Raw genomic sequence first — 20,664 nt, 5'->3', positions numbered from 1 at the left:
CGGCGCTGTCCAGCAGCGCGAGCTGCAAGATTATGGCTGCTGCCGTGTCAAAATGGCCGGATGCCAAAAACCACCGTGCCGCGCGGGGTTCTATATGCGATACCGCTTCAGGAAGACCGATACAGGGACGACGGATGAAGACTGCGATCTATGTGGCGATTGCCGAAAATGGCGTGATCGGACGCGATGGCGACCTGCCCTGGCGGCTTTCCACCGATCTCAAACGCTTCAAGGCCGACACGATGGGCAAGCCTGTCATCATGGGGCGCAAGACCTATGAGAGCATTGGCCGCCTGCTGCCCGGGCGGCTGAACATCATCGTCACGCGCGACAGGGCGTTCGGGGTTGAGGGCGCTGAGATCGCGCATTCGCTGGATGAGGCGATCGGGATCGCCGAACGGCATGTCGCCGCGACCGGCGGCGCAGATGAAGTCTGCATCATCGGAGGCGCGCAGATTTATGCGCAGGCGCTGCCGATGGTCGATCGTCTGCATGTGACCCATGTAATGGCCGATGTGGACGGGGATGCCCGCTTTCCGGACATCGACCCGCAGCTTTGGCAACCGGTGGAGCAGCAGGAGGTTCCTGCGGGAGAAAAGGACAGCCACGCAACGCGCTATGTGGTCTACGAAAAGCGGGTTTGACAGCTGCTATCCGTCGCAATGACGGAAAGTTGCACAATGCTGTATGGAGAAGGGGCGTTTTACGCGCTGTGCGCGTTGAAAGCCGGCTTTGGCCTCCCTATAGAGGATCAAGGCTTGCGCGCTGCACAAACGTAGCGTGAGTGACTGCGGACGAAAGGACATTTATGCCCTGGAATGACAAGAGCGGCGGCGGCGGCCCGTGGGGTGGCGGCGGAAACAACGGCGGCGGTGGCGGCGGCCCATGGGGGCAGGGACCGAGAGGGCCCGGCGGACCGCAAGGCAATCCTCCCGATCTGGAAGACATCATCAGACTGGGGCAGGACAAGCTGCGGCGCGCGCTGCCGGGCGGGAACGGCGGCAACAAGGCCATGTTCGGCGTCCTGATCCTGATCGTGCTGGGAATGTGGTTCTTCAAGGCGATCTACACCGTTCAGCCGGATGAGGTTGCGGTGGAACTGCGCTTCGGCAAGCCGAAGCAAGAGCTTTCCGAACCCGGTCTTCACTTCCACTGGTGGCCGGTCGAAACGGTCGAGACCGCCAAGATTTCCGAGCAGCTCGTCAATATCGGCGGACTTGCACGCTCCAACGATACCTCCGGTCTGATGCTCTCGGGCGACCAGAACATCGTCAATGTGCAGTTCTCCGTGGCCTATCAGGTGTCCGATCCGCGCGCTTATCTGTTCGATGTTTCCGACCCCGACGGCATGCTGACGCAGGTTGCCGAAAGCGCCATGCGCGAGGCCGTCGGCCGCCGTCCGGCTCAGGACATCTTCCGCGATGACCGTCAGGGCATTGCCGAATCCGTGCGCCAGATCCTTCAGACCACGCTGGACGGTTACCGCGCTGGCCTGAACGTCAATGCGATTTCGATCGAGGATGCCGCTCCGCCGCGCGAAGTGGCTGATGCCTTCGACGAAGTGCAGCGCGCCGAGCAGGACGAGGACAGGTTCGTCGAGCAGGCAAACCAGTATTCCAACCAGAAGCTCGGTCAGGCCCGTGGTCAGGCAGCGCAGGTTCGCGAAGAGGCGGCAGCCTACAAGAACCGCGTCGTGCAGGAAGCACAGGGTGAGGCGCAGCGCTTCATCTCGGTTTACGACGAATATGCCAAGGCACCGGATGTGACGCGCAAGCGTCTCTATCTCGAAACGATGGAGAAGGTTCTGGGCGGATCGAACAAGGTGGTCGTGGAGCAGGGCGGCGGGCCGGGTGTCGTGCCGTATCTGCCGCTGCCTGAATTGCAGAAGCGCTCCGGCGCTGCGACCGGAGGCGCACAATAATGGCAAACCGTCTTCCAGCCATTGCCGTTGCCGGCATCGTCATCCTGTTCCTGATCTATTCGTCGATCTTCGTGGTCAACGCCCGCCAGCAGGCGATCGTTCTGCGCTTCGGCGAGATCGTCGACGTCAAGAGCGAGCCGGGCATCTACTTTAAGATGCCGTTCTCCTTCTTCGACGCCGACAATGTGCAGATGATCGAGAACCGCGTTCTGCGTTTCGACCTCGACAACATCCGCGTGCAGGTTTCGGGCGGCAAGTTCTATGAAGTCGATGCCTTCATTGCTTACCGCATCTCCAACCCGCGCGTGTTCCGGTCTGCCGTCTCGGGCAGCGTGGAACTGGCCGAGCAGCGGCTCCGCACCCGTCTCGACGCGGCTTTGCGCCGTGTCTACGGTCTGCGCGGCTTCGAGGCCGCTCTTTCCGAAGAGCGTGCAGAGATGATGCGCGAGGTGCGCGATCAGATGCGGCCCGATGCGACCTCGCTCGGTCTCGAAATCGTCGATGTGCGTATCCGCCGTACCGACCTGACGCAGGAAGTGTCGCAGCAGACCTTCGAGCGCATGAAGGCAGAACGTCTGGCCGAGGCCGAGAGGCTGAGGGCACGCGGTAACGAAGCAGCGCAGCGCATCCGGGCCCGTGCCGACCGTGAAGTCGTTGAGATCGTTGCCGAAGCACAGCGGGAAGGCGAAATCCTTCGCGGTGAGGGCGATGCCGAGCGCAACTCGATCTTCGCCGGCGCCTATCTGCGCGATCCGCAGTTCTTCGACTTCTACCGTTCGATGAGCGCTTATGGCACGGCTCTGAACGGCGAGGGCACCACCATGGTCCTGTCGCCCGAATCGGAATTCTTCCGGTTCTTCAGGGATCCGAATCAGAGTGCTCCAGCCTCTGCCGCTCCCGCGCGTCAGGCGCCTGCGCCGGCAACCAGCGGCCAGTAATCCGTGCAGGATTTTCTGGCGGCCCTGGGCCTGGTCCTCGTTATCGAGGGCCTGGTCTACGGGGGCTTTCCCCGGCTGGCGCGCCGGCTTGCGGCCGAGGTGCTTTCGATCCCCGAAGGCGCGCTCCGCATGGCCGGCATGCTGGCCATTGCGGCCGGTGTCGGCATCGTGTGGCTGGTTCGAGGCTGACCGGCAGGGGCAAGGGGCAATCCCTCTTTCCGGTTCGATCAGAATTGATCTGCTCCTGTCAGAGCGCCGTGCGTCGGGTCGGATGCACGGCGCTCTGCCGTTTTGTATGCGGGTCCGGATAATCGCAAACCCGCATACACTTTTCCGTTCGATGCTCTGGTTTCGGTCGCAAACGCGCCGTATTTCATGCCATCATGTCGCATCAACCTCAAAGACGTTCCGGAGCCCGTCCATGATCGATCATTCCGTTGTGCGCGCGGCGCGGACCACCTTGCTGGCAGCCACCGTCCTGTCGTTCGCCATCCCCGCTGCTGTGACGCCATCGCTCGCGCAGAAGGCACCGGCATCCCCGGCGCCAAACTCTCCGGCGCAAACGTCGCCCACGACAGGCGCTGGGCCGGAATCGGTGGCCGATCTCGCCGAGGGGCTCCTCGGTGCGGTGGTCAACATTTCCACGTCGCAGACCGTCAAGGGAACGGACGGGCCGGGCACGGTGCCGATGCCGCAGCTTCCCGAGGGCTCGCCGTTTCAGGACTTCTTCGACGAATTCTTCAAGGACCGCGGCGGCCCGCGCGGGGGCAGCTCCCAGAAGGTCCAGTCGCTGGGCTCGGGATTCGTCATCGACGCGAAGGAAGGCTTCGTCGTCACCAACAATCACGTCATTGCCGATGCCGACGACATCGAGGTCAATTTCTCCGATGGCCTGACGCTGAAGGCGACGCTCGTCGGCACCGACACGAAGACCGACATCGCGCTGCTCAAGGTCGATCCGGCCGATCACAAGCTGACGGAAGTGAAGTTCGGCGATTCCGACAAGATGCGCATCGGCGACTGGGTGATGGCGATTGGCAATCCGTTCGGCCTTGGCGGAACGGTTACGGTCGGCATTATCTCGGCGCGCAACCGCGATATCAACGCCGGTCCATATGACGACTTCATCCAGACCGATGCCGCCATCAACCGGGGCAATTCCGGCGGTCCGCTGTTCAACATGCATGGCGAGGTCATCGGCATCAACACGGCGATCATCTCGCCGACGGGCGGCTCCATCGGCATTGGCTTCTCCATCCCCACCCAGCTTGCGCGCGGTGTGGTGGATCAGTTGCGCGAGTTCGGCGAAACCCGCCGTGGCTGGCTCGGCGTCCGCATCCAGCCGGTGACCGAGGACATCGCCGAAAGCCTCGGAATGAAGGAAGCCAAGGGCGCGCTGATCGCAGGGATCATGAAGGGCGGTCCGGTCGACGACGGCAGCATCCAGCCGGGCGACGTCGTCACGAAATTCGACGGCAAGGAGATCGACGAAGTGCGTGACCTGCCGCGCATCGTGGCGGAAAGCCCGGTGGGCAAGGCCGTCGATGTCGTTCTGGTGCGCAAAGGCAAGGAAATGACTGTCAAAGTCACGCTCGGCCGTCTGGAAGACAGCGAAAAGGTGGCCGAAGGCGAGGATGACGAGGCCGGCCAGCAGGGCGAGGCGGTAGCAACCGCTTCCGTGCTGGGCATGACCATCGGCGAACTGGACGAAGCTGCACGAAGCAAATTCGGCATTGCCGAGGGCGTCAACGGCGTCGTCGTGACGGAAGTGGCACCCGATTCCGCCGCAGCCGAGCGCGGCGTTCAGGCGGGCGAGGTCATCACCGAGATCGCACAGGAATCGGTGGCGAACCCCACCGATGTGGTGGACCGTATCGCAGCGCTTAAGGAGCAGGGGCGCAAGAACGCGCTACTGATGATGGCATCGAAAAGCGGTGAGCTGCGCTTCGTGACCATCCGCATGGACTGAGTGCGGTTTTCGGATCTCACGGCAGTTCGTTTCGCTCATGCCTGCGACAGGGCGGCCCGACTCGCCGGTGAGCAGTCGCCGTTGCGAACCCTGCAGGTTGGGGTGACTGCCGGAGCGTGCAGATCATGGCAACACATAGAAAAAGGCGGTCAGGAGGCCGCCTTTTTCTTTGTCCATTCTTCTGCGGTGATGCGGTAGAAGCTATGGCGCTTCAGGTGCGGGTGGCTGTCGGGTACGCCGGGGTGGTCGAAATCATGGGCGGGTTCGGCCGTCATGCCGATGCGTTCCATCACGGCAGTCGAGCGCCGGTTGGCGGTTACGGCGAAGGACACGATCTCCTTCAGGCCCAGAACCTCGAAACCGTAGTCGAGCCAGGCGCGGGCGGCTTCCGAGACATAGCCGTGGCCCCAGAATTCGGGAGCCAGCCGCCAGCCGATCTCGACGCTGCCTGCGGGCATGAACGGCGTGTCTTCGGTGTAGCTGAGGCCAACGAAGCCGATGCATTCGCCGGTCGTCGCGATCTCAGTCGCTGCCCAGCCGAAATCCTGCCGGGCAAAGGTTTCGCGGAACTCATCCATCTTGGCGTCGGAAGTTGCCCGGTCGCGGCGGAACGGGAAAAACTCCATGACGGTTTCGTCGGAATTGATGCGGTGGAAAAGCTCGCGGTCGCGTTCTTCCCAGTTGCGCAGGATCAGTCGTTCGGTCCGCAATGTTTTCACTGGCTGAACTCCTCGCGCCTGTAGCCTTGCAGATAGAGCAGTGCAGTCAGGTCGCCATGGTCGATCCGCACCTTCGCCTGCGCGGCAACTGAAGGCTTGGCGTGCAGGGCAACACCGGTGCCGGAAAGCCTGATCATGTCGAGATCGTTGGCGCCATCGCCGACAGCGATCGCATCGGCGGGCGTGAGGTTCAGCCGCGCGGAGATTTCATTGAGCGCATCAGCCTTTGCCGCACGGCCCAGAATGGGCTCGACCACTTCGCCGCTGAGCCTGCCATTCTGCTCGACCAGACGGTTGGCGCGGTCTTCGTGGAAGCCCAGCATGGCGGCGATGCGCGAGGTGAAAACGTCAAAACCCCCGGAAACCAGCGCGGTCCAGGCGCCGTTGGCGCGCATGGTGGCGACGAGCGCCTGCCCGCCGGCGGCAAGGGTGAGGCGGTTGCGGACGATGTGGTCGACGATGGTGATGTCGAGATCGCGCAACAGCGCCACGCGCTCGCGCAGGGCGGGCTCGAAGGCGATCTCATTGTTCATGGCGCGGGCGGTGATGGCCGCGACATGCTCCTTCAGGCCCACCTCGTCGGCGAGTTCATCGATGCACTCCTGATCGATCATGGTGGAATCCATGTCCGCGATGAGGATCTTCTTGCGGCGGCTGGCGGGATCCTGAACGGCAACATCCACAGGTGCATCCGCAACGGCATCGCGCAACAGTTGCGTTGCGGCGTCCTCGTCCAGACCGTCGGGAAGCACGATGTCGCAGGCCTCGCGCTCCGCAAGCCAGTGAACCTCACTTGCGTGGACTGCCGCCGACGCCTTATCTGCCAGCGTGGCCGACAGTGAACGGCTGGATGGATTGGAAATGAGAGTTGCGATGAGCGGCATCGGAGTGTCCGGTGAAATGGGGGAGGAAGGGCGCATCAGGAACGCAATCCTGATAGCCGGGCCGACCGCCAGCGGCAAGTCGAAGCTGGCCCTCGATCTTGCCGAAAAGCTGGGCGGCGCGATCGTCAACACCGATTCCATGCAGGTGTATGGCCTGCTCGACCTTTTGACGGCGCGGCCGGACGCGGACGATCTCAGCCGCGTGCCGCATCATCTCTACGGTCACGTCTCCCCGGCCACTTCATATTCGACCGGCGCATGGCTGCGCGATGTCGTGCAACTGGTGGAGGATGGGGCGCTGGCGGGCAGGCGGCCGATCTTCGTCGGTGGCACCGGGCTCTATTTCCGTGCGCTGAGCGAAGGCCTTTCCCAGATGCCCGATATAGCGCCGGACATTCGCGAGCGCTGGCGCGCGGCGTTGCTCGAGGAGGGGGCTCCGGCACTGCACGGCAGGCTTGCGCGGAAGGACCCGGACGCGGCGGCGCGCCTCAACCCCGCCGACGGCCAACGCATCGTGCGCGCGCTTGAAGTGCTGGAGTCCTCCGGCCTCTCCATCCTCGCCTGGCAGGGGCGGCGCGGGACCGCTCTGATCGAGCGGGCGAGTGCGAAATGCTTCGTCATCGAACCCGACCGGGAACAACTTGCGGTACGCATAGGCGCACGCTTCGATGCGATGCTGGAACGGGGTGCCCTCGATGAGGTGCGCGCCTTGTCGGCGCTTGGCCTCGACCCTGCCTTGCCCGCCATGAAGGCGATCGGCGTCAGGGAATTGCAGGCGGCGCTGGCCGGCGAAGTCAGCTTTGGCGAGGCGGCTGAGCGGGCAAAGGCCGCCACGCGCCAGTATGCCAAGAGACAGTCGACATGGTTCCGTACCCAGTCCGGTCCGGAGTGGAAAAGGCTCGCCCTTCGGCAAAGTATTGATGAGGATGTGATTTAACGACAACCTTACAATTGTCGACGGTGCCGAACGGAGATATTCGCGCTCTGGTTGCTGAAATCAGATTTTGTTAAGCTTGTTCGTGAGATAATGATTACGGGTGGAATTCAAGTGGGCAGCGATGCGTTTTCACAAGGCAGAGTCAGCGTTCTTTGTCTTCATCACAGTCATTCTGGGCGCTGGAATGCTGATGATGTTCGCTCACGGAGTCGTGGATTCTCTTGTACATGAGATAAAGGCCCCTGAGGGCTTTGCCGACGTTTCTTACCTGAAGAACCTTCTGTTTTTCACCAGCGTTCTTATGGCGACGGCGCTGTTCTTCGGTGTTTTCTTCATTTATCCGCTCATCCGAAAGCAGGTGAGGGAGGAGAAGAAATTGCGCCAGATGACGGCGTCGCTCAGTGCCCGCTCCGAGACGCTGGAGATCGAGGCGCTGACCGATGGCCTGACAGGGGTGCAGAACCGTCGCTACTTCGATGATGCACTCAGGGAATATATCGAGGAGTTCCGCCGCATCGACAAGCCGCTGGGGCTGATGATCCTTGACCTCGACCACTTCAAGCAGGTGAACGACAGCTATGGGCACGATATCGGTGATCGCGTTTTGCGCGCCGTCGGCAAATGCCTGCGTGACATGACCCGCTATCACGACATCGTTGCCCGTTTGGGTGGTGAGGAATTCGGCATCGTCACGCCCAACATGAACCTTGTCGGGCTGGAAAAACTGGCGGAGCGCATCCGCGATGCGGTCTCAGCACTTTCGATCCCCACAGGGCGCGGTGGCTTGCGGGTGACAACCAGCGTTGGGCTTGCCGTCTGGGAAGGCAAGGAGACAGCCGAGGAATTCTACCGGCGCGCCGACCGCCAGCTCTATGAAGCCAAGCGGCAGGGCCGCAACCGGGTGTGCGCCTGAAACGGAAGCGGGTCCGGGAAAGGCCCGGATTCCACTCGTTTCAGGCTCCGTGAGGCTTCATGCCGAAGGTCGAGGGTTTCAGTCCATAGCGCTGTTCCGCTTCCTCCGTCACTGATCTGCGCAACAGGGAAGATGCTCTGCGATAGTCGGGATCGCCCGGCTGGCTCGTCTTGTCGACCGGCGCGGCCATAGCTATTGACTGCTCAGCCTGCGACGCCGGATGCGATGCCATGCCGTTTCGCAGGCGATTGACGATCGATGCCAGATCGACCTCGCATCCATTGAGACAGGCGGTGGGATCGTCGCCTTTTTGCTGGCCGGGAAGCAGGCTTCTGTCCTGCTTTTCGAACTTCAGCCGCATGGTGGTCGCCACACCCTCCCCGAAAGCGATGGCCTCGCGCTGCCCCATGGAGGACAGGAACGAAAGCGTGGAGGCCGATGAGTCGGCAATTGCGGAGCGGATGATCGCCTTGTCCTGTTCGTTTGACAGACGCATGGCGAAGACGGTCGAGCATTGCGACAGGATGGTCGGGTCCAGTTCGCCCGGTCTCTGGGTGACGATGCCGAGGAAGCAGCCATATTTGCGGCCTTCCTTGGCGATGCGGGCAAGCGCCTCGCGCGTCGGCGCAAAGCCCTGACGCGAGTCGGCCGGCATGTAGCGGTGGGCTTCCTCGCACATGACCAGAAGCTTCAGCCGTCCCTCGCTCCACTGGGCCAGTTCGAAGGCGAGACGCGCCAGCACCGAGCATACGGCATTCACCACCTCCGAAGGCAGGCCGGCCATCTCGAAGCAGGTTACCGGGCGTCCGCCATGCGGCACGCGGAAGATGTTGCCGATGGTCTGGTGGATCGTGTCCTCGATCAGGTGCGAATTGAACATGAAGCGATAACGCGGATCGGCGAAAGCCTGTTCGATGCGGGCCCTCAGCGATTTCAGCGCCGGCCTTTCCGCCTTGCCATCCAGCAGACCGATCCGCTCATCGATCAGTTTCAGCAGATCTGCGATGCGATAGGGCACCGGCGTGTCGGCGGTCAGAGTATCCGAACCACGGCGCGTGACGGCCGATGATCCGCCATTGCGATACATCTGGCGCGCGACGGGAACGAGATCCCGCAAAAGATCAACTTCTTCAGCTACGGCTTCGCGCCCGCGAAACAGCACTTCAGCGAGTTCTTCCAGATGAAACATCCAGAAGGGCAGGTCGAGCGTCGAACTGTCGATGCGTACGCTGTGCTCGGGCAGGGAAGCAGCGAACTCGCTGTGGGGATCGAGGATAAGGATTCTGAGATCCGGGCAGGCGGCGATTGCCTTGCGCATCAGCAGGGACACGGCCGTCGACTTGCCGACACCCGTGCTGCCCACAACAGCGAAGTGACGCGATAGCGTGTCCTCAATGGCGATGTTGGCACTGATGTCGTCATCCTGCGACAGATGGCCGATGGTGACGGCGCGTCTGCCGGCAAGATCGTAGACGGCTTCCAGATCACGGGCGCGGATGCGATGGGCATGCGCGCCGACATGCGGATAACGGGTGATGCCGCGGTCGAATACGGGGCCGGCGCCGGGCTGTGCACCATCCTGCACCTCGCCGACAAGTTCCACTTCGACTTCGATTGCGTTGAGCTCGCCGCGTCGCCAGTCGTGTCCGGGCTTGCCGACGCCATAGACGAGGCCGACGGTGCGGGTTGAACCCAGATTGATCGATATCATGCGCCCCACGGTCCAGCGCTCGGCGGGATCGTCTGTATCGTCATCGCCGGCATAGGAACTGAGGACAGCGCGGGCGCCATCGCAGCGCACCACATGCCCCAATATGCGCAGATCGGATTGCTGCGCATCGCGCCGCTCCTGCGAGGTGGCTTCACCCGGCCGATTGCCGCGCTCAACAAACATGACAGAGACCCCCGTGCTCCATTTCCCGCACTTCTGTCATGGCCGGGTTAAGGTGCCGTGAGGGGGCATGGTTGCGACAGTCTTAATAGAACTGATCCGGCAAATGCATTTTGTGCGGAGATTGGGCGTTGACACGCTATGAAAATCGCCTCTATTGTCCCGGCCCATGGAAAAGGCACTCATTCTCGTAGTAGGAAGGCGCGTGGGCAAGGTGGTGTAACCACCGGGCGAAATCCTCCCATGCGCAACACACAGGCTCCCTCGGGGGCCTTTTTTATTATCCAGAACGGCACTAAACGACGATACAGCGGCCCGCGACAGCGGAAACAGGACGGGACCATACCGATGAGCAACGGACAGAACGAGCGGCGCGAAATGACTGGCGCCGAAATGGTGGTTCAGGCGCTGAAGGACAACGGCGTCAGGCACCTCTTCGGTTATCCGGGTGGTGCCGTCCTTCCGATTTACGACGAGCTGTTCCAGCAGGACGATGTCGAGCACATTCTCGTTCGTCATGAGCAGGGTGCAGGCCACGCGGCCGAGGGGTATGCCCGTTCGACCGGAAAGCCCGGCGTCATGCTCGTTACCTCCGGCCCCGGCGCCACCAATGCGGTGACGCCGTTGCAGGATGCGCTGATGGATTCCATCCCGCTGGTGTGCATTACCGGCCAGGTTCCCACCAGCCTGATCGGCTCGGATGCCTTTCAGGAATGCGATACGGTCGGCATCACGCGGCCCTGCACCAAGCACAACTGGCTGGTGAAGGACGTCAACCAGCTGGCGGCCATTCTGCATGAAGCCTTCCACGTTGCCACGACTGGCCGGCCCGGTCCGGTTGTCGTCGACATTCCGAAGGACATCCAGTTCGCCAAAGGCACCTATGTGTCCCCGCAAACCGCGCCGCTGACCAGCTACAAGCCACGCATGCAGGGCGATCTCAACCAGATCAAGGCAGCCGTCGAGCTTATGGCCGGGGCGAAGAAGCCCGTGCTCTACACCGGCGGCGGCGTCGTGAATTCCGGCCCCGAGGCCAGCCACCTGCTGCGGGAGCTGGTCGACCTCACAGGCTTCCCGATCACCTCGACGCTGATGGGCCTCGGTTCCTATCCGGCCTCGGGCAAGAGCTGGCTCGGCATGCTGGGCATGCACGGCACCTATGAGGCCAACATGGCCATGCATGACTGCGACGTCATGGTGTGCATCGGCGCGCGCTTCGACGACCGCATCACCGGCCGGCTGGATGCCTTCGCACCGCATTGCAAGAAGATCCACATCGACATCGATCCGTCTTCCATCAACAAGAACGTCCATGTCGACATCGGCATCATCGGAGACGTCGCCACGGTTCTGGAGGACATGGTGCGCCTGTGGCGCGCGTCGGCCAAAACCGACAAGAAAGCCCTGCATCCGTGGTGGGAGCAGATCGCCAGATGGCGCGCGCGCGATTCGCTGGCCTACAAGGCCAATCCCGACGTGATCATGCCGCAATATGCGATCTCGCGGCTGTATGAGCTGACGAAGGACCGCGACACCTACATCACCACCGAAGTCGGCCAGCACCAGATGTGGGCGGCGCAGCACTTCCATTTCGACAAGCCCAACCACTGGATGACGAGCGGCGGCCTCGGCACCATGGGCTACGGCCTGCCGGCGGCGCTGGGCGTTCAGGTCGCCCATCCCGACGCGCTTGTCATCGACATCGCCGGCGATGCCTCGATCCAGATGTGCATTCAGGAAATGTCGGCCGCCATCCAGCATGATGCGCCGATCAAGATTTTCATCCTGAACAACCAGTATATGGGCATGGTGCGCCAGTGGCAGCAGCTTCTGCACGGCAATCGCCTCTCGCACTCCTACACCGAGGCGATGCCCGATTTCGTCAAGCTGGCCGAAGCTTATGGTGCCCATGGCATTCGCTGCGACAAGCCGGACGAGCTGGACGATGCGATCCGCGAAATGATTTCGGTGAAGAAGCCGGTGATCTTCGATTGCCGCGTCGCCACCCTCGCCAATTGCTTCCCGATGATCCCCTCGGGCAAGGCGCATAACGAAATGCTGCTGCCGGACGAAGCGACGGATGAGGCGGTGGCGAATGCGATCGACGCCAGGGGCAGGGAGCTGGTCTGACCAGCTCCGCGTGGGTGAAAACTGCGCGAAAACAGTGAATTGTTGCAGATTTTGAATATCGGGATTCAACCATGAACGCACAGCTTCAGCCCACCGGTTCGGCCTATTTCATCTCGCGGGAGACCGAAAAGCCGGAAACGCATACGCTCTCGATACTCGTGGCCAACGAGCCGGGCGTGCTGGCGCGCGTCATCGGCCTGTTCTCGGGGCGCGGCTACAACATCGAGAGCCTGACGGTTTCGGAAACCGAGCATGAAACGCACCTGTCGCGCATCACCATCGTGACGCGCGGCACGCCGCATGTGCTCCAGCAGATCAAGCATCAGCTTGAGCGCATCGTGCCGGTGCACCGCGTGGTGGACCTGACCGTGCGGGCGCAGGAACTCGGGCAGGAGCGGCCGCTGGAGCGCGAGCTTGCGCTGGTGAAGGTTTCCGGCACCGGCACCGACAGGGTCGAGGCGCTGCGGCTTGCCGATGCGTTCCGCGCCCATGTCGTCGATGCCAACACCGAGCACTTCATCTTCCAGATTACCGGCAAGAGCACCAAGATCGACCAGTTCATCGCGATCATGCGTCCGCTGGGTCTGGTGGAAATCTGCCGTACCGGCGTCGCCGCCATGAACCGCGGCCATCAGGGCATGTAGTTTTTCCTCGCCGGGGGAAAACACCTACCGCGCGGTGCGGGCAGCTCTCGTGGTCATGTAAAACGCTCATGCATTCCGCTTGTGCATCGGCTGCTCATGAAGCTGGATATGCCTTTCTGTCCGATAGGCGGCGGGGGCTGGCCGGGTTTTCCTGTCTGCCCATGGATGCTGCTGGCACAAGGATTCGGACGCCATTGGTGCGCCCGAAACAGACTGTTTTTCACTATAGGTCAGCATTGCTGACATTGCAGGTTCCACATGAACTCCGAAGTTCTTTTTGCACTGGCTGCCTATGCCTTCGTGACCTCCATCACGCCTGGCCCCAACAATTTCATGCTGTTGTCGTCGGGTGTGAATTTCGGCTTCGTGCGGTCTATTCCGCATATGCTCGGCATCGGCATCGGCTTCGTCGTGCTGCTGCTCGCTGTCGGGTTTGGGCTGGGTGCGGTGCTGACGACTTTCCCGGCATTGCATACCGGGCTCAAGATCGTCGGGGGGGCCTATCTGCTCTATCTGGCGTGGAAGATAGCGATGTCGCGCTCTGTCGAGAGTGGCGGAGACGGTTCCGCGCAGCCGATGACCTTTTTGCAGGCCGCCGCCTTTCAGTGGGTCAACCCGAAGGCATGGGTCATGGCGGTTACCGCAATGGCGGTATTCTCAAATCCGGAAAACCCGTTTCTGTCCGTCATCCTCATCGCGGTGGTGTTTGGCATCATCAACCTGCCCTGCGTTTCGAGCTGGGCCGGCTTCGGCATGGCACTACGCGGCTTTCTGTCCGATCCGGTGCGCCTGAAATGGTTCAACATCGGCATGGGCGTGCTGCTCGCCGCCACGCTCTGGCCGATGCTGCGGTAACCGGCCGGGCATCGGCAGCGCATCGAGCTTGCTCCGCCCGAGCGAATCGGGTCTGACCATCTCATGCAATTTTCACCGCAGCAGGACGAGGCGCTCAGGGCAGTCGCCACATGGCTCAAGGCTGGCCGGCCGCAGCTTTTCCGCCTCTTCGGCTATGCCGGAACGGGCAAGACGACGCTGGCGCGCTATTTCGCAGAGCATGTCGACGGGCAGGTGCAGTTCGCCGCCTTCACCGGCAAGGCTGCGCAGGTTCTGCGCTCCAAGGGGGCAACGAATGCCCGCACCATCCATTCGCTGATCTATCGTCCGCGTGGCGAGGAAGCGGTCGAGGACGAGACGACCGGCAAGACCTCCATGTCGCCGACCTTCTCGCTCAACCGCCAGAGCCCAATCGCCAAGGCGGCGCTGGTGGTCATCGACGAATGCTCGATGGTGGACGAGCAGCTTGGCCGCGACCTTCTGAGTTTTGGCACACCGATCCTCGTTCTGGGCGATCCAGGCCAGTTGCCGCCGATTTCCGGCGGCGGCTTCTTCACCGAGCAGGAACCCGATTTCCTGCTGACCGAAATCCACCGGCAGGCGCGCGACAATCCCATCATTCGCATGGCGCTCGATGTGCGCGAGGGGCGGGATCTCGCCTATGGCGACTATGGTGGGGCGCGGGTGATCGGCAAGGACGAGGTGACGCAGGATCTGGTCCTCGACGCCGATCAGGTTCTGGTCGGCACCAATCGCACCCGCCGCCGCTACAACCGCAGGCTGCGCGAACTGAAGGGCTTCACCGCCGACTATCCGCAGGCCGGCGACAAGCTTGTGTGCCTGCGCAACGATCCGGCCAAGGGGCTGCTCAACGGCTCTCTGTGGAAGGTGATGACCGCTTCGCGCGAAACGGTGAAGCCGGGCATCAACCTTCTGGTTTCACCGGAAGAGGATGACCCGGACCGTGGCGTGGCCAAAATCAAGCTGCTCAAGGCCGCATTCGAGGATGCCGAGGCCGAGATTCCGTGGCAGCAGAAGCGGCGCTTCGACGATTTCGACTACGGCTACGCGCTCACCGTTCACAAGGCGCAGGGCTCGCAATGGAACGACGTGGTGCTGTTCGACGAAAGCTGGGCGTTCAAGGACACGCGGGAGCGCTGGCTCTACACGGCCATCACGCGTGCAGCCGATAGGCTCACGATCGTGAGGTAAGCGCATGGCTCCGAAGCGAACCGCTTTGAAAGCGGGCCATTTTCGGGGAAGCGGCACGTCTGAAAACCGGGCATGAATTACGTCGCCCGATTTCGTGCGGGCGTTGCATTACGTGCGGGCGCAGCGCGTTTCAGGTGCTCTTCCTTGGTTTCGCGCCCAGCCACTCCCATGCTTCCGCCTCGCGTTCGGCCGGAAAATACCTGAGCTCCTGCTCGGGCTGCAGTTCTGCGCGGATGCGTCTGGTCCAGTCCGGCCCGCCGACGCTGGCGCAGCGCCTGACATTGGCCAGCGCCATCTGCCGGCCCTGCTCGATCGTCTGCGGAGAGGTTTCCGACCAGTCGGCGGTGTCGAAGTCGGTCAGACGCACCAGCATGTCGATGCGCGGATGCAGCGCGCAGGCAGCCTCAAGCAGGCCGTAAAGGTTCTCCGCATCGGCCGAATTCACCTCTCCGACGATGTCGATCGCAAACAGATCATTCCTGTTGCTGTCGATGCGGCGGATGGCAGGCACGGCTTCAAGATAATTCATCCATTCTCCCTCCGGAACGCGTTTGTCTTCTGGAACACACAAATCCGCTGTCTGTTCCCTGCAAAGCGGCTATAGATGCCGGCACATCTGCTCGGGAGGTCGCAATGCCGGTCAAGCTGTCGGTCAATCTCAACGCGGTCGCCATGCTGCGCAACAGGCGCGATCTGCCATGGCCGAGCGTGACCGGGCTCGGACGGATCGCGCTGGCCGCCGGTGCCCACGGACTGACCGTACATCCGCGTCCCGACCAGAGACATACCCGCAACTCCGATCTTCCGGAGCTACGCGCCCTGATCGATGACGAGTTCCCGCAGGCAGAGTTTAACATAGAAGGCTATCCGAACGAGGATTTCCTGCAGCTCGTCGAAAAGAATCAGCCGGAGCAGGTGACGCTCGTGCCTGATGACCCGGCACAGGCCACCTCGGACCATGGCTGGAACTTCATCGAGCACTCCGCGTTCCTCACACCGATCGTACGGCGGCTGAAGAGGGAAGGGGCAAGGGTATCCCTGTTTGCGAATCCAGAGACGGAAGGCCTTTCGGCGGCGCGCGATACCGGTGCCGACCGCGTGGAATTCTACACCGGCCCCTATGCGAGCTATCATTCCGACCCGGACCGGATGGCCGCCGAGCTGGAAAAGCTTGGAAAAGCCGCCGATGCAGCCTTTGCGCTGGGGCTCGACGTGAATGCCGGCCACGATCTCGTTGTCGCCAATCTGCCGGCTCTGGTGAAACGCATTCCCCGGCTTGCGGAAGTTTCCATCGGGCATGGGCTGACCGCCGATGCGCTGGAATTTGGAATGGCCGCCACGGTCAGGCGGTTCCTGAAAGCCTGCGGCTGGCCGTGACCCTGTGCGGCAGCCAGGATGGCGAGCGGACGACGGGGACTTGATATTGCGCCGCGCCGAGAGTAGAGCACCGCGCGCTTAACGGAGTTCTTTCCATGGCCGTTGCCGATCCCGGTAGCGAGGTCGGGTCCGCCGCACCGGCAGACCAACCCGAACACAAGCCCCAAAGCACGCCGCTCATGATGCTCGCCGCGCTCGGCGTCGTCTATGGCGACATCGGCACCAGCCCGATCTATGCCTTTCGCGTTGCGCTCGGCGCCGCATCCGGATCGGAGGGCGCCGTGCGCCACGATATTCTTGGTGTGCTGTCCCTCATCATCTGGGTGCTCACCATCGTGGTGGCGGTCAAGTACATGATGTTCGTGCTGCGCGCCGACAACAAGGGCGAGGGCGGAACGCTTTCCCTGATGGCGCTCAGCCGCTCGGCCTTTCCCAAAAGGCCGGCCCTGATCCTCGGCATCGGCATGCTGGGAGCAGCACTTTTCTACGGCGACGCGGTGATAACACCCGCGATCTCGGTGTTGTCGGCCACGGAAGGGCTGACCATCATCGGCGAGGGCTTTGCCCCCTACATCGTGCCGCTTACCGTCGTGATCCTGCTGATATTGTTTTCCGTCCAGCGTTTCGGCAGCGGCGGTGTCGCAACCATTTTCGGGCCCATCACCCTGATCTGGTTTCTGGCGATCGGCTTTGCCGGGCTCCGGCATATCATCCACGATCCTGAAATCCTGCTGGCGTTCAATCCGCTCTACATGCTGCGCTTCATCGGGCAGGAAACCGCGGTTTCGATGGCCATCATCGGGGGCGTATTCCTGGCCGTCACGGGTGCCGAATCCGTCTATGCGGACCTTGGCCATTTCGGCCGCCGGCCGATCGTGCTCGCCTGGTTTTGGGTGGTGTTTCCGTGCCTGCTGCTGAACTATCTGGGGCAGGGCGCTTTCGTCCTGTCGCATGACGGCGCCGTCGGCCATCCTTTCTTCCAGATGAACGACGGGTGGCTGCTCTATGTGATGGTGGCGCTGGCGACGGCCGCGACCGTCATCGCCAGTCAGGCCGTGATCACCGGCGCCTATTCGCTGACGCGGCAGGCTGTTCAGCTCAATATGCTGCCGCGCATGGAGATCCGCCACACCTCCGAAACCCAGTCGGGCCAGATCTACATGCCGCGGGTCAATTTCCTGATGGCCGTCGTGGTGCTGCTGCTGGTGCTCGGCTTCCGCGAGTCCGAAGGCCTTGCTTCGGCCTATGGCATCGCGGTCACCGGCGTCATGCTGGTCACGACCACGCTGTTCGGCATCATCATGATCCGCATCTGGAAATGGCCTTTGTGGGCAGCGCTTAGCCTCACCGCTCTCTTTGGCCTGATCGAGCTCGGATTCCTCGTCACCAACGCCATGAAGGTGAGGGATGGCGGCTGGGCTTCGCTGGTGGTGGCCTTCATGGTCATCGTGGTGATGGTGACATGGGTGCGCGGATCGCGTCTGCTATTTGAGAAAACGCGCAAGAACGAGATTCCGCTGGAATTCCTCGCCGGCAATCTGGAGAAGAAACAGCCCCAGCTGGTGCCCGGAACGGCGATCTTCCTGACCAGCGACCCGTTCAGCGCCCCGACCGCGCTGATGCACAGCCTCAAGCACTACAAGGTGCTGCATGAGCGGAACATCATCCTGTCGGTGGTGACGGCGCCGCAGCCGAAGGTGCCGGACAGCGAGCGCGTGAAGCTGGAAACGATCAACGACCTCTTCATGCGCATCACGCTGACATTCGGCTACATGGAACAGCCGAACATTCCGCGCGCGCTGGCCACCTGCCGCAAGCAGGGCTGGAAGTTTGACATCATGACCACTTCGTTCTTCCTCTCCAGACGCTCGCTGAAGGCGTCGGCCAGTTCCGGCATGCCGATGTGGCAGGACCGCCTGTTCATCAGCCTTGCGCGAACGGCGGCGGATGCGACGGAATATTTCCAGATTCCGACCGGGCGCGTCGTGGAGATCGGCACGCAGGTGGCGATCTAGCCCGAGATGGTCTCGATCTAATCCGTCACCGTCATCTTGAAGAAATCGCCCTGTATCTCGAATTCCTCGATGCCGGGCGCCGAGGCTGTGAAGACAATGGCGCGGGCCGGGGTGAGGCCCTGGCAGAACTTGCTGAAGCGTCGCGCCAGCCCGCCATCGGAAAATGTGCCGGTACGCAGTGCCGGCAGGTCCGAAGCCAGCAGGTGCCAGTCGCGGGGTAGCTTTCCGCAATCGCCGCGCTCGGCATAGATCGGGCGCGCGTCGCCTACCTTCATGTTCACGACGGGATTGAAGGCAATGATCGGCGCATGGTCGGCCGGACCAGCCCATGGCCGCCAACCAGAAGCGGTGACGAGTGCGCCTGCGGTCGCCCCGACCGCCAGAAGCACCGCGCCGCCAAATGCGGCCTGCATTGCCGAAAAGCGTTTGCGCCCGAGCCTCTCAGGGACAAAAAGGGTTGTCATGCCGGTTTGCCGGCCCGTCACCCGCGTGAGAGCTGTCATGGGGGCGTGGGAAGGCACGGCATATTGCTCCACCGGCACCGGCAGGCCGGGACGGGCCTTGCCTTCCATCTCGCCTGCCTGCCTGTAAAGCTGGTTCCAGAGCTTCTGCGTTTGTGGATCGTCCGCCACATTGAGCAGCTTCGCCAGCACGCGCAGATTGCCGGAGCGCGGCAGATGGCGGCCTGAACGCCAGTTGTTCAGGTTGCGCAGCGCCGTTTCATGCTGCCGCTGGCCCTTGCTGGCGGTCAGCGCGCAATAGGCGCTGGCGAGCGTCGCGTCGTCATAATACCCGGCGCGGTTGCACAGTTCATCGAACAGAACATGCCAGTGCCGGAATGCCGTTTCGTCGGGTTCCCCCATTGTCCCCTCCGCTTCATCTGGTCACGAGGTTTGCCGGATCGTTGACGAAAATCTTGACGAAATCGTCGAGCAGCCGGATTTCCTCGACGCCTGCCGTCCGTGCGGTGAAGCGCACTGCCCGGACCGGCACGACCTTGTTGCAATAGTTGCTCATCTTGCGCGCGAGACCGCCGTCGGTGAAGACGCCGAGCGAGCTGTGGGGAACGCGCGGTGCGGTATAGGTCCAGTCCGGGACGTTGCCACCGTCGCAGTCGCCGCGATCTCCGTGGATGACGCGGCTTTCCCCGACCACCATGACAACGCGTGCATCATAGCCGATGACCGGCAGATCCCTGTAGGGATCGACCATCATCCATCGGATTCCGGTAGCGGCCAGCAAGGCGGCAATGATGCCGGTTCCTGACCAGAGCAGCCGCCCGGCGATGGAGGGGCGCGTTCGGGCATCCCCGCCGGCATCGATGTCGACGGCTGTGTTACCGGTGTCCGGAAGTTCCCGGCCGCGCGCGGCGGCGTAGAGGAGGTTCCATCGCTGCAGAAGCTCGGGATTGTCCGACACCCGCAGCAGTTCGGCGAGGATCATGAAGTTGCGGCGCAGCGGCAGGTGCCGACCGGCCCGCCAGTTGCGCAGGTTTTTTTCCGCGGCGTTGAAATCCTCGCGGGCGGATTTGCCGGAACGGTGGCACAGCTGGCTGGCCAGTGCCGAATTGTCGATATGGCCGCTTCTGTCACACAGCGCGTCCAGCAATGCGTGCCATCGGCTGAATTTGCCCCAATCCTGTTCCTGCATGCCCTGTCCCCGCATGCTGTGCGCATCCGCTCCACTGCCTGAGAGGTGATTTAAAAAGCAATTCATAGAGATAGCAATCAAGTTTGCTCTCGTTTTTCCGGATTTTCCGGTGATTGGCGGACTTTTCGATTTGCTGGCGCGAATGGATTTGGCACGCCGGAAGGACCACCGCCGATGTTCTGCCTGGCTCCGGTGGATCAGTTTTCAGGCGTTACAGAGAGGGGCTTAACAGAGATGCGAAACGCTGTTGTTGTTGGTGCGATGTCGATCCTTTCGGGGCTGGTGCTGTCGGGTTGCGTCACTGCGACCAATGCCGACAAGACCGTCGAGATGAGGGTAGGCGAAACGAAGCACCTGACCGCTTACCGGGGCAATTCGTGCAGCGCCGGTGCGCCGAGCTATGCGGACATCGTGGGCCGGCTGCCGAAATCCTCGATCGTGAACTACTCGGATGGAGGGCTTTCGAGCCGCGTCAGCCGGGATTGCGGCAAGCGCGTGCCGACGCGTGCGGTGAACGGCACGGCCATCGCGACCGGCTCGGAAGGCCATCGCTACCAGTCCGGAACGGTCGCGATCGTCGTGAAATAGGTTTGCGACCGGCAGCAGCCGGCAAGGCAATTTGCGGGGGCG

Annotated in this window: 20 protein-coding genes; 14 read left to right on the top strand and 6 right to left on the bottom strand. The window is 62.4% G+C overall.

All coding sequences use genetic code 11. The features are described 5' to 3' along the window. Positions 1 to 134: 134 nt before the first annotated feature. The 5 genes from HNR59_RS13510 (at position 135) to HNR59_RS13490 (ending at position 4,828) form a co-directional block, all read left to right on the top strand. On the top strand, positions 135 to 644 hold the full coding sequence (locus tag HNR59_RS13510) for a dihydrofolate reductase (RefSeq protein ID WP_183831036.1): 510 nt from the start codon (positions 135 to 137) through the stop codon (positions 642 to 644). Between the two features lie 164 nt (positions 645 to 808). Continuing rightward, positions 809 to 1,921 carry an FtsH protease activity modulator HflK gene (gene hflK, locus HNR59_RS13505; RefSeq protein WP_183831033.1) on the top strand — a complete coding sequence of 371 codons (1,113 nt, stop codon included), beginning with the start codon at positions 809 to 811 and terminating at the stop codon, positions 1,919 to 1,921. Further along, a complete protein-coding gene (gene hflC, locus HNR59_RS13500; RefSeq protein WP_183831031.1) occupies positions 1,921 to 2,859 on the top strand; it encodes a protease modulator HflC in 939 nt (312 codons plus the stop codon). The genes hflK and hflC overlap by 1 nt, the downstream gene beginning before the upstream one ends. A gap of 3 nt (positions 2,860 to 2,862) precedes the next feature. Beyond that, a complete protein-coding gene (locus tag HNR59_RS13495) occupies positions 2,863 to 3,048 on the top strand; it encodes a DUF2065 family protein (RefSeq protein WP_183831029.1) in 186 nt (61 codons plus the stop codon). Positions 3,049 to 3,280: 232 nt separating this feature from the next. Continuing rightward, complete coding sequence (locus HNR59_RS13490) at positions 3,281 to 4,828, top strand: DegQ family serine endoprotease (RefSeq protein WP_183831027.1); 1,548 nt, start codon at positions 3,281 to 3,283, stop codon at positions 4,826 to 4,828. A 149-nt stretch (positions 4,829 to 4,977) separates the two neighbouring features. Here HNR59_RS13490 and HNR59_RS13485 read toward each other — a convergent pair whose 3' ends face one another. Together HNR59_RS13485 and serB are read right to left on the bottom strand one after the other, a co-directional pair. Next, positions 4,978 to 5,547, bottom strand: coding sequence for a GNAT family N-acetyltransferase (locus HNR59_RS13485; RefSeq protein ID WP_183831025.1), 570 nt, complete (start codon positions 5,545 to 5,547; stop codon positions 4,978 to 4,980). Continuing rightward, positions 5,544 to 6,431, bottom strand: a complete 888-nt coding sequence (serB, locus tag HNR59_RS13480; protein ID WP_246374576.1) for a phosphoserine phosphatase SerB — start codon at positions 6,429 to 6,431, stop codon at positions 5,544 to 5,546. The genes HNR59_RS13485 and serB overlap by 4 nt, the downstream gene beginning before the upstream one ends. Between serB and miaA the strand changes: the two genes are divergently transcribed. Together miaA and HNR59_RS13470 are read left to right on the top strand one after the other, a co-directional pair. After that, positions 6,421 to 7,368 (top strand): tRNA (adenosine(37)-N6)-dimethylallyltransferase MiaA, encoded by a 948-nt coding sequence (gene miaA / locus HNR59_RS13475; protein WP_246374575.1) that lies wholly within the window; start codon positions 6,421 to 6,423, stop codon positions 7,366 to 7,368. The two genes, serB and miaA, sit on opposite strands and share 11 nt — an antisense overlap. 211 nt (positions 7,369 to 7,579) lie before the next feature. Beyond that, complete coding sequence (locus HNR59_RS13470; RefSeq protein WP_425488650.1) at positions 7,580 to 8,281, top strand: GGDEF domain-containing protein; 702 nt, start codon at positions 7,580 to 7,582, stop codon at positions 8,279 to 8,281. Between the two features lie 40 nt (positions 8,282 to 8,321). On the opposite strand, the gene HNR59_RS13465 is transcribed toward HNR59_RS13470, so the two are convergent. Continuing rightward, entirely contained in the window at positions 8,322 to 10,175 is a 1,854-nt protein-coding gene (locus HNR59_RS13465; protein WP_183831019.1) for an ATP-binding protein, read from the bottom strand. Positions 10,176 to 10,520: 345 nt separating this feature from the next. Between HNR59_RS13465 and HNR59_RS13460 the strand changes: the two genes are divergently transcribed. From HNR59_RS13460 to HNR59_RS13445, 4 genes are all read left to right on the top strand, one after another. Then, positions 10,521 to 12,302, top strand: a complete 1,782-nt coding sequence (locus HNR59_RS13460; RefSeq protein ID WP_183831017.1) for an acetolactate synthase 3 large subunit — start codon at positions 10,521 to 10,523, stop codon at positions 12,300 to 12,302. Positions 12,303 to 12,373: 71 nt separating this feature from the next. Next, positions 12,374 to 12,946 carry an acetolactate synthase small subunit gene (ilvN, locus tag HNR59_RS13455; RefSeq protein ID WP_183831015.1) on the top strand — a complete coding sequence of 191 codons (573 nt, stop codon included), beginning with the start codon at positions 12,374 to 12,376 and terminating at the stop codon, positions 12,944 to 12,946. Positions 12,947 to 13,204: 258 nt separating this feature from the next. After that, positions 13,205 to 13,801, top strand: a complete 597-nt coding sequence (locus HNR59_RS13450) for a LysE family translocator (protein ID WP_183831007.1) — start codon at positions 13,205 to 13,207, stop codon at positions 13,799 to 13,801. Positions 13,802 to 13,864: 63 nt separating this feature from the next. Then, the gene (locus HNR59_RS13445; RefSeq protein ID WP_183831005.1) at positions 13,865 to 14,992 is read left to right on the top strand and encodes an ATP-dependent DNA helicase; all 1,128 of its coding nucleotides are present in this window, start codon (positions 13,865 to 13,867) and stop codon (positions 14,990 to 14,992) included. A 130-nt stretch (positions 14,993 to 15,122) separates the two neighbouring features. On the opposite strand, the gene HNR59_RS13440 is transcribed toward HNR59_RS13445, so the two are convergent. After that, positions 15,123 to 15,521 (bottom strand): SpoIIAA family protein, encoded by a 399-nt coding sequence (locus HNR59_RS13440; RefSeq protein WP_183831003.1) that lies wholly within the window; start codon positions 15,519 to 15,521, stop codon positions 15,123 to 15,125. A 104-nt stretch (positions 15,522 to 15,625) separates the two neighbouring features. Here HNR59_RS13440 and HNR59_RS13435 point away from each other — a divergent pair, with 104 nt between their 5' ends. Both HNR59_RS13435 and HNR59_RS13430 read left to right on the top strand, forming a co-directional pair. After that, positions 15,626 to 16,369: a pyridoxine 5'-phosphate synthase gene (locus HNR59_RS13435; protein WP_183831000.1), complete on the top strand. Its 744-nt coding sequence runs from the start codon at positions 15,626 to 15,628 to the stop codon at positions 16,367 to 16,369. A 95-nt stretch (positions 16,370 to 16,464) separates the two neighbouring features. Next, entirely contained in the window at positions 16,465 to 18,384 is a 1,920-nt protein-coding gene (locus HNR59_RS13430) for a potassium transporter Kup (RefSeq protein WP_183830998.1), read from the top strand. Between the two features lie 17 nt (positions 18,385 to 18,401). Here HNR59_RS13430 and HNR59_RS13425 read toward each other — a convergent pair whose 3' ends face one another. Next, on the bottom strand, positions 18,402 to 19,247 hold the full coding sequence (locus tag HNR59_RS13425; protein ID WP_183830996.1) for a hypothetical protein: 846 nt from the start codon (positions 19,245 to 19,247) through the stop codon (positions 18,402 to 18,404). Positions 19,248 to 19,260: 13 nt separating this feature from the next. Next, positions 19,261 to 20,034, bottom strand: a complete 774-nt coding sequence (locus tag HNR59_RS13420; protein WP_183830994.1) for a hypothetical protein — start codon at positions 20,032 to 20,034, stop codon at positions 19,261 to 19,263. A 234-nt stretch (positions 20,035 to 20,268) separates the two neighbouring features. Here HNR59_RS13420 and HNR59_RS13415 point away from each other — a divergent pair, with 234 nt between their 5' ends. Next, the gene (locus tag HNR59_RS13415; RefSeq protein ID WP_246374574.1) at positions 20,269 to 20,622 is read left to right on the top strand and encodes a hypothetical protein; all 354 of its coding nucleotides are present in this window, start codon (positions 20,269 to 20,271) and stop codon (positions 20,620 to 20,622) included. Positions 20,623 to 20,664: the final 42 nt, after the last annotated feature.

The sequence above is a fragment of the Aquamicrobium lusatiense genome, from assembly GCF_014201615.1.
Lineage (GTDB): Bacteria > Pseudomonadota > Alphaproteobacteria > Rhizobiales > Rhizobiaceae > Mesorhizobium > Mesorhizobium lusatiense.
The sequence above is the reverse complement of the archived record's forward strand: the minus strand, read 5'-3'. Positions and strand labels throughout refer to the sequence as shown.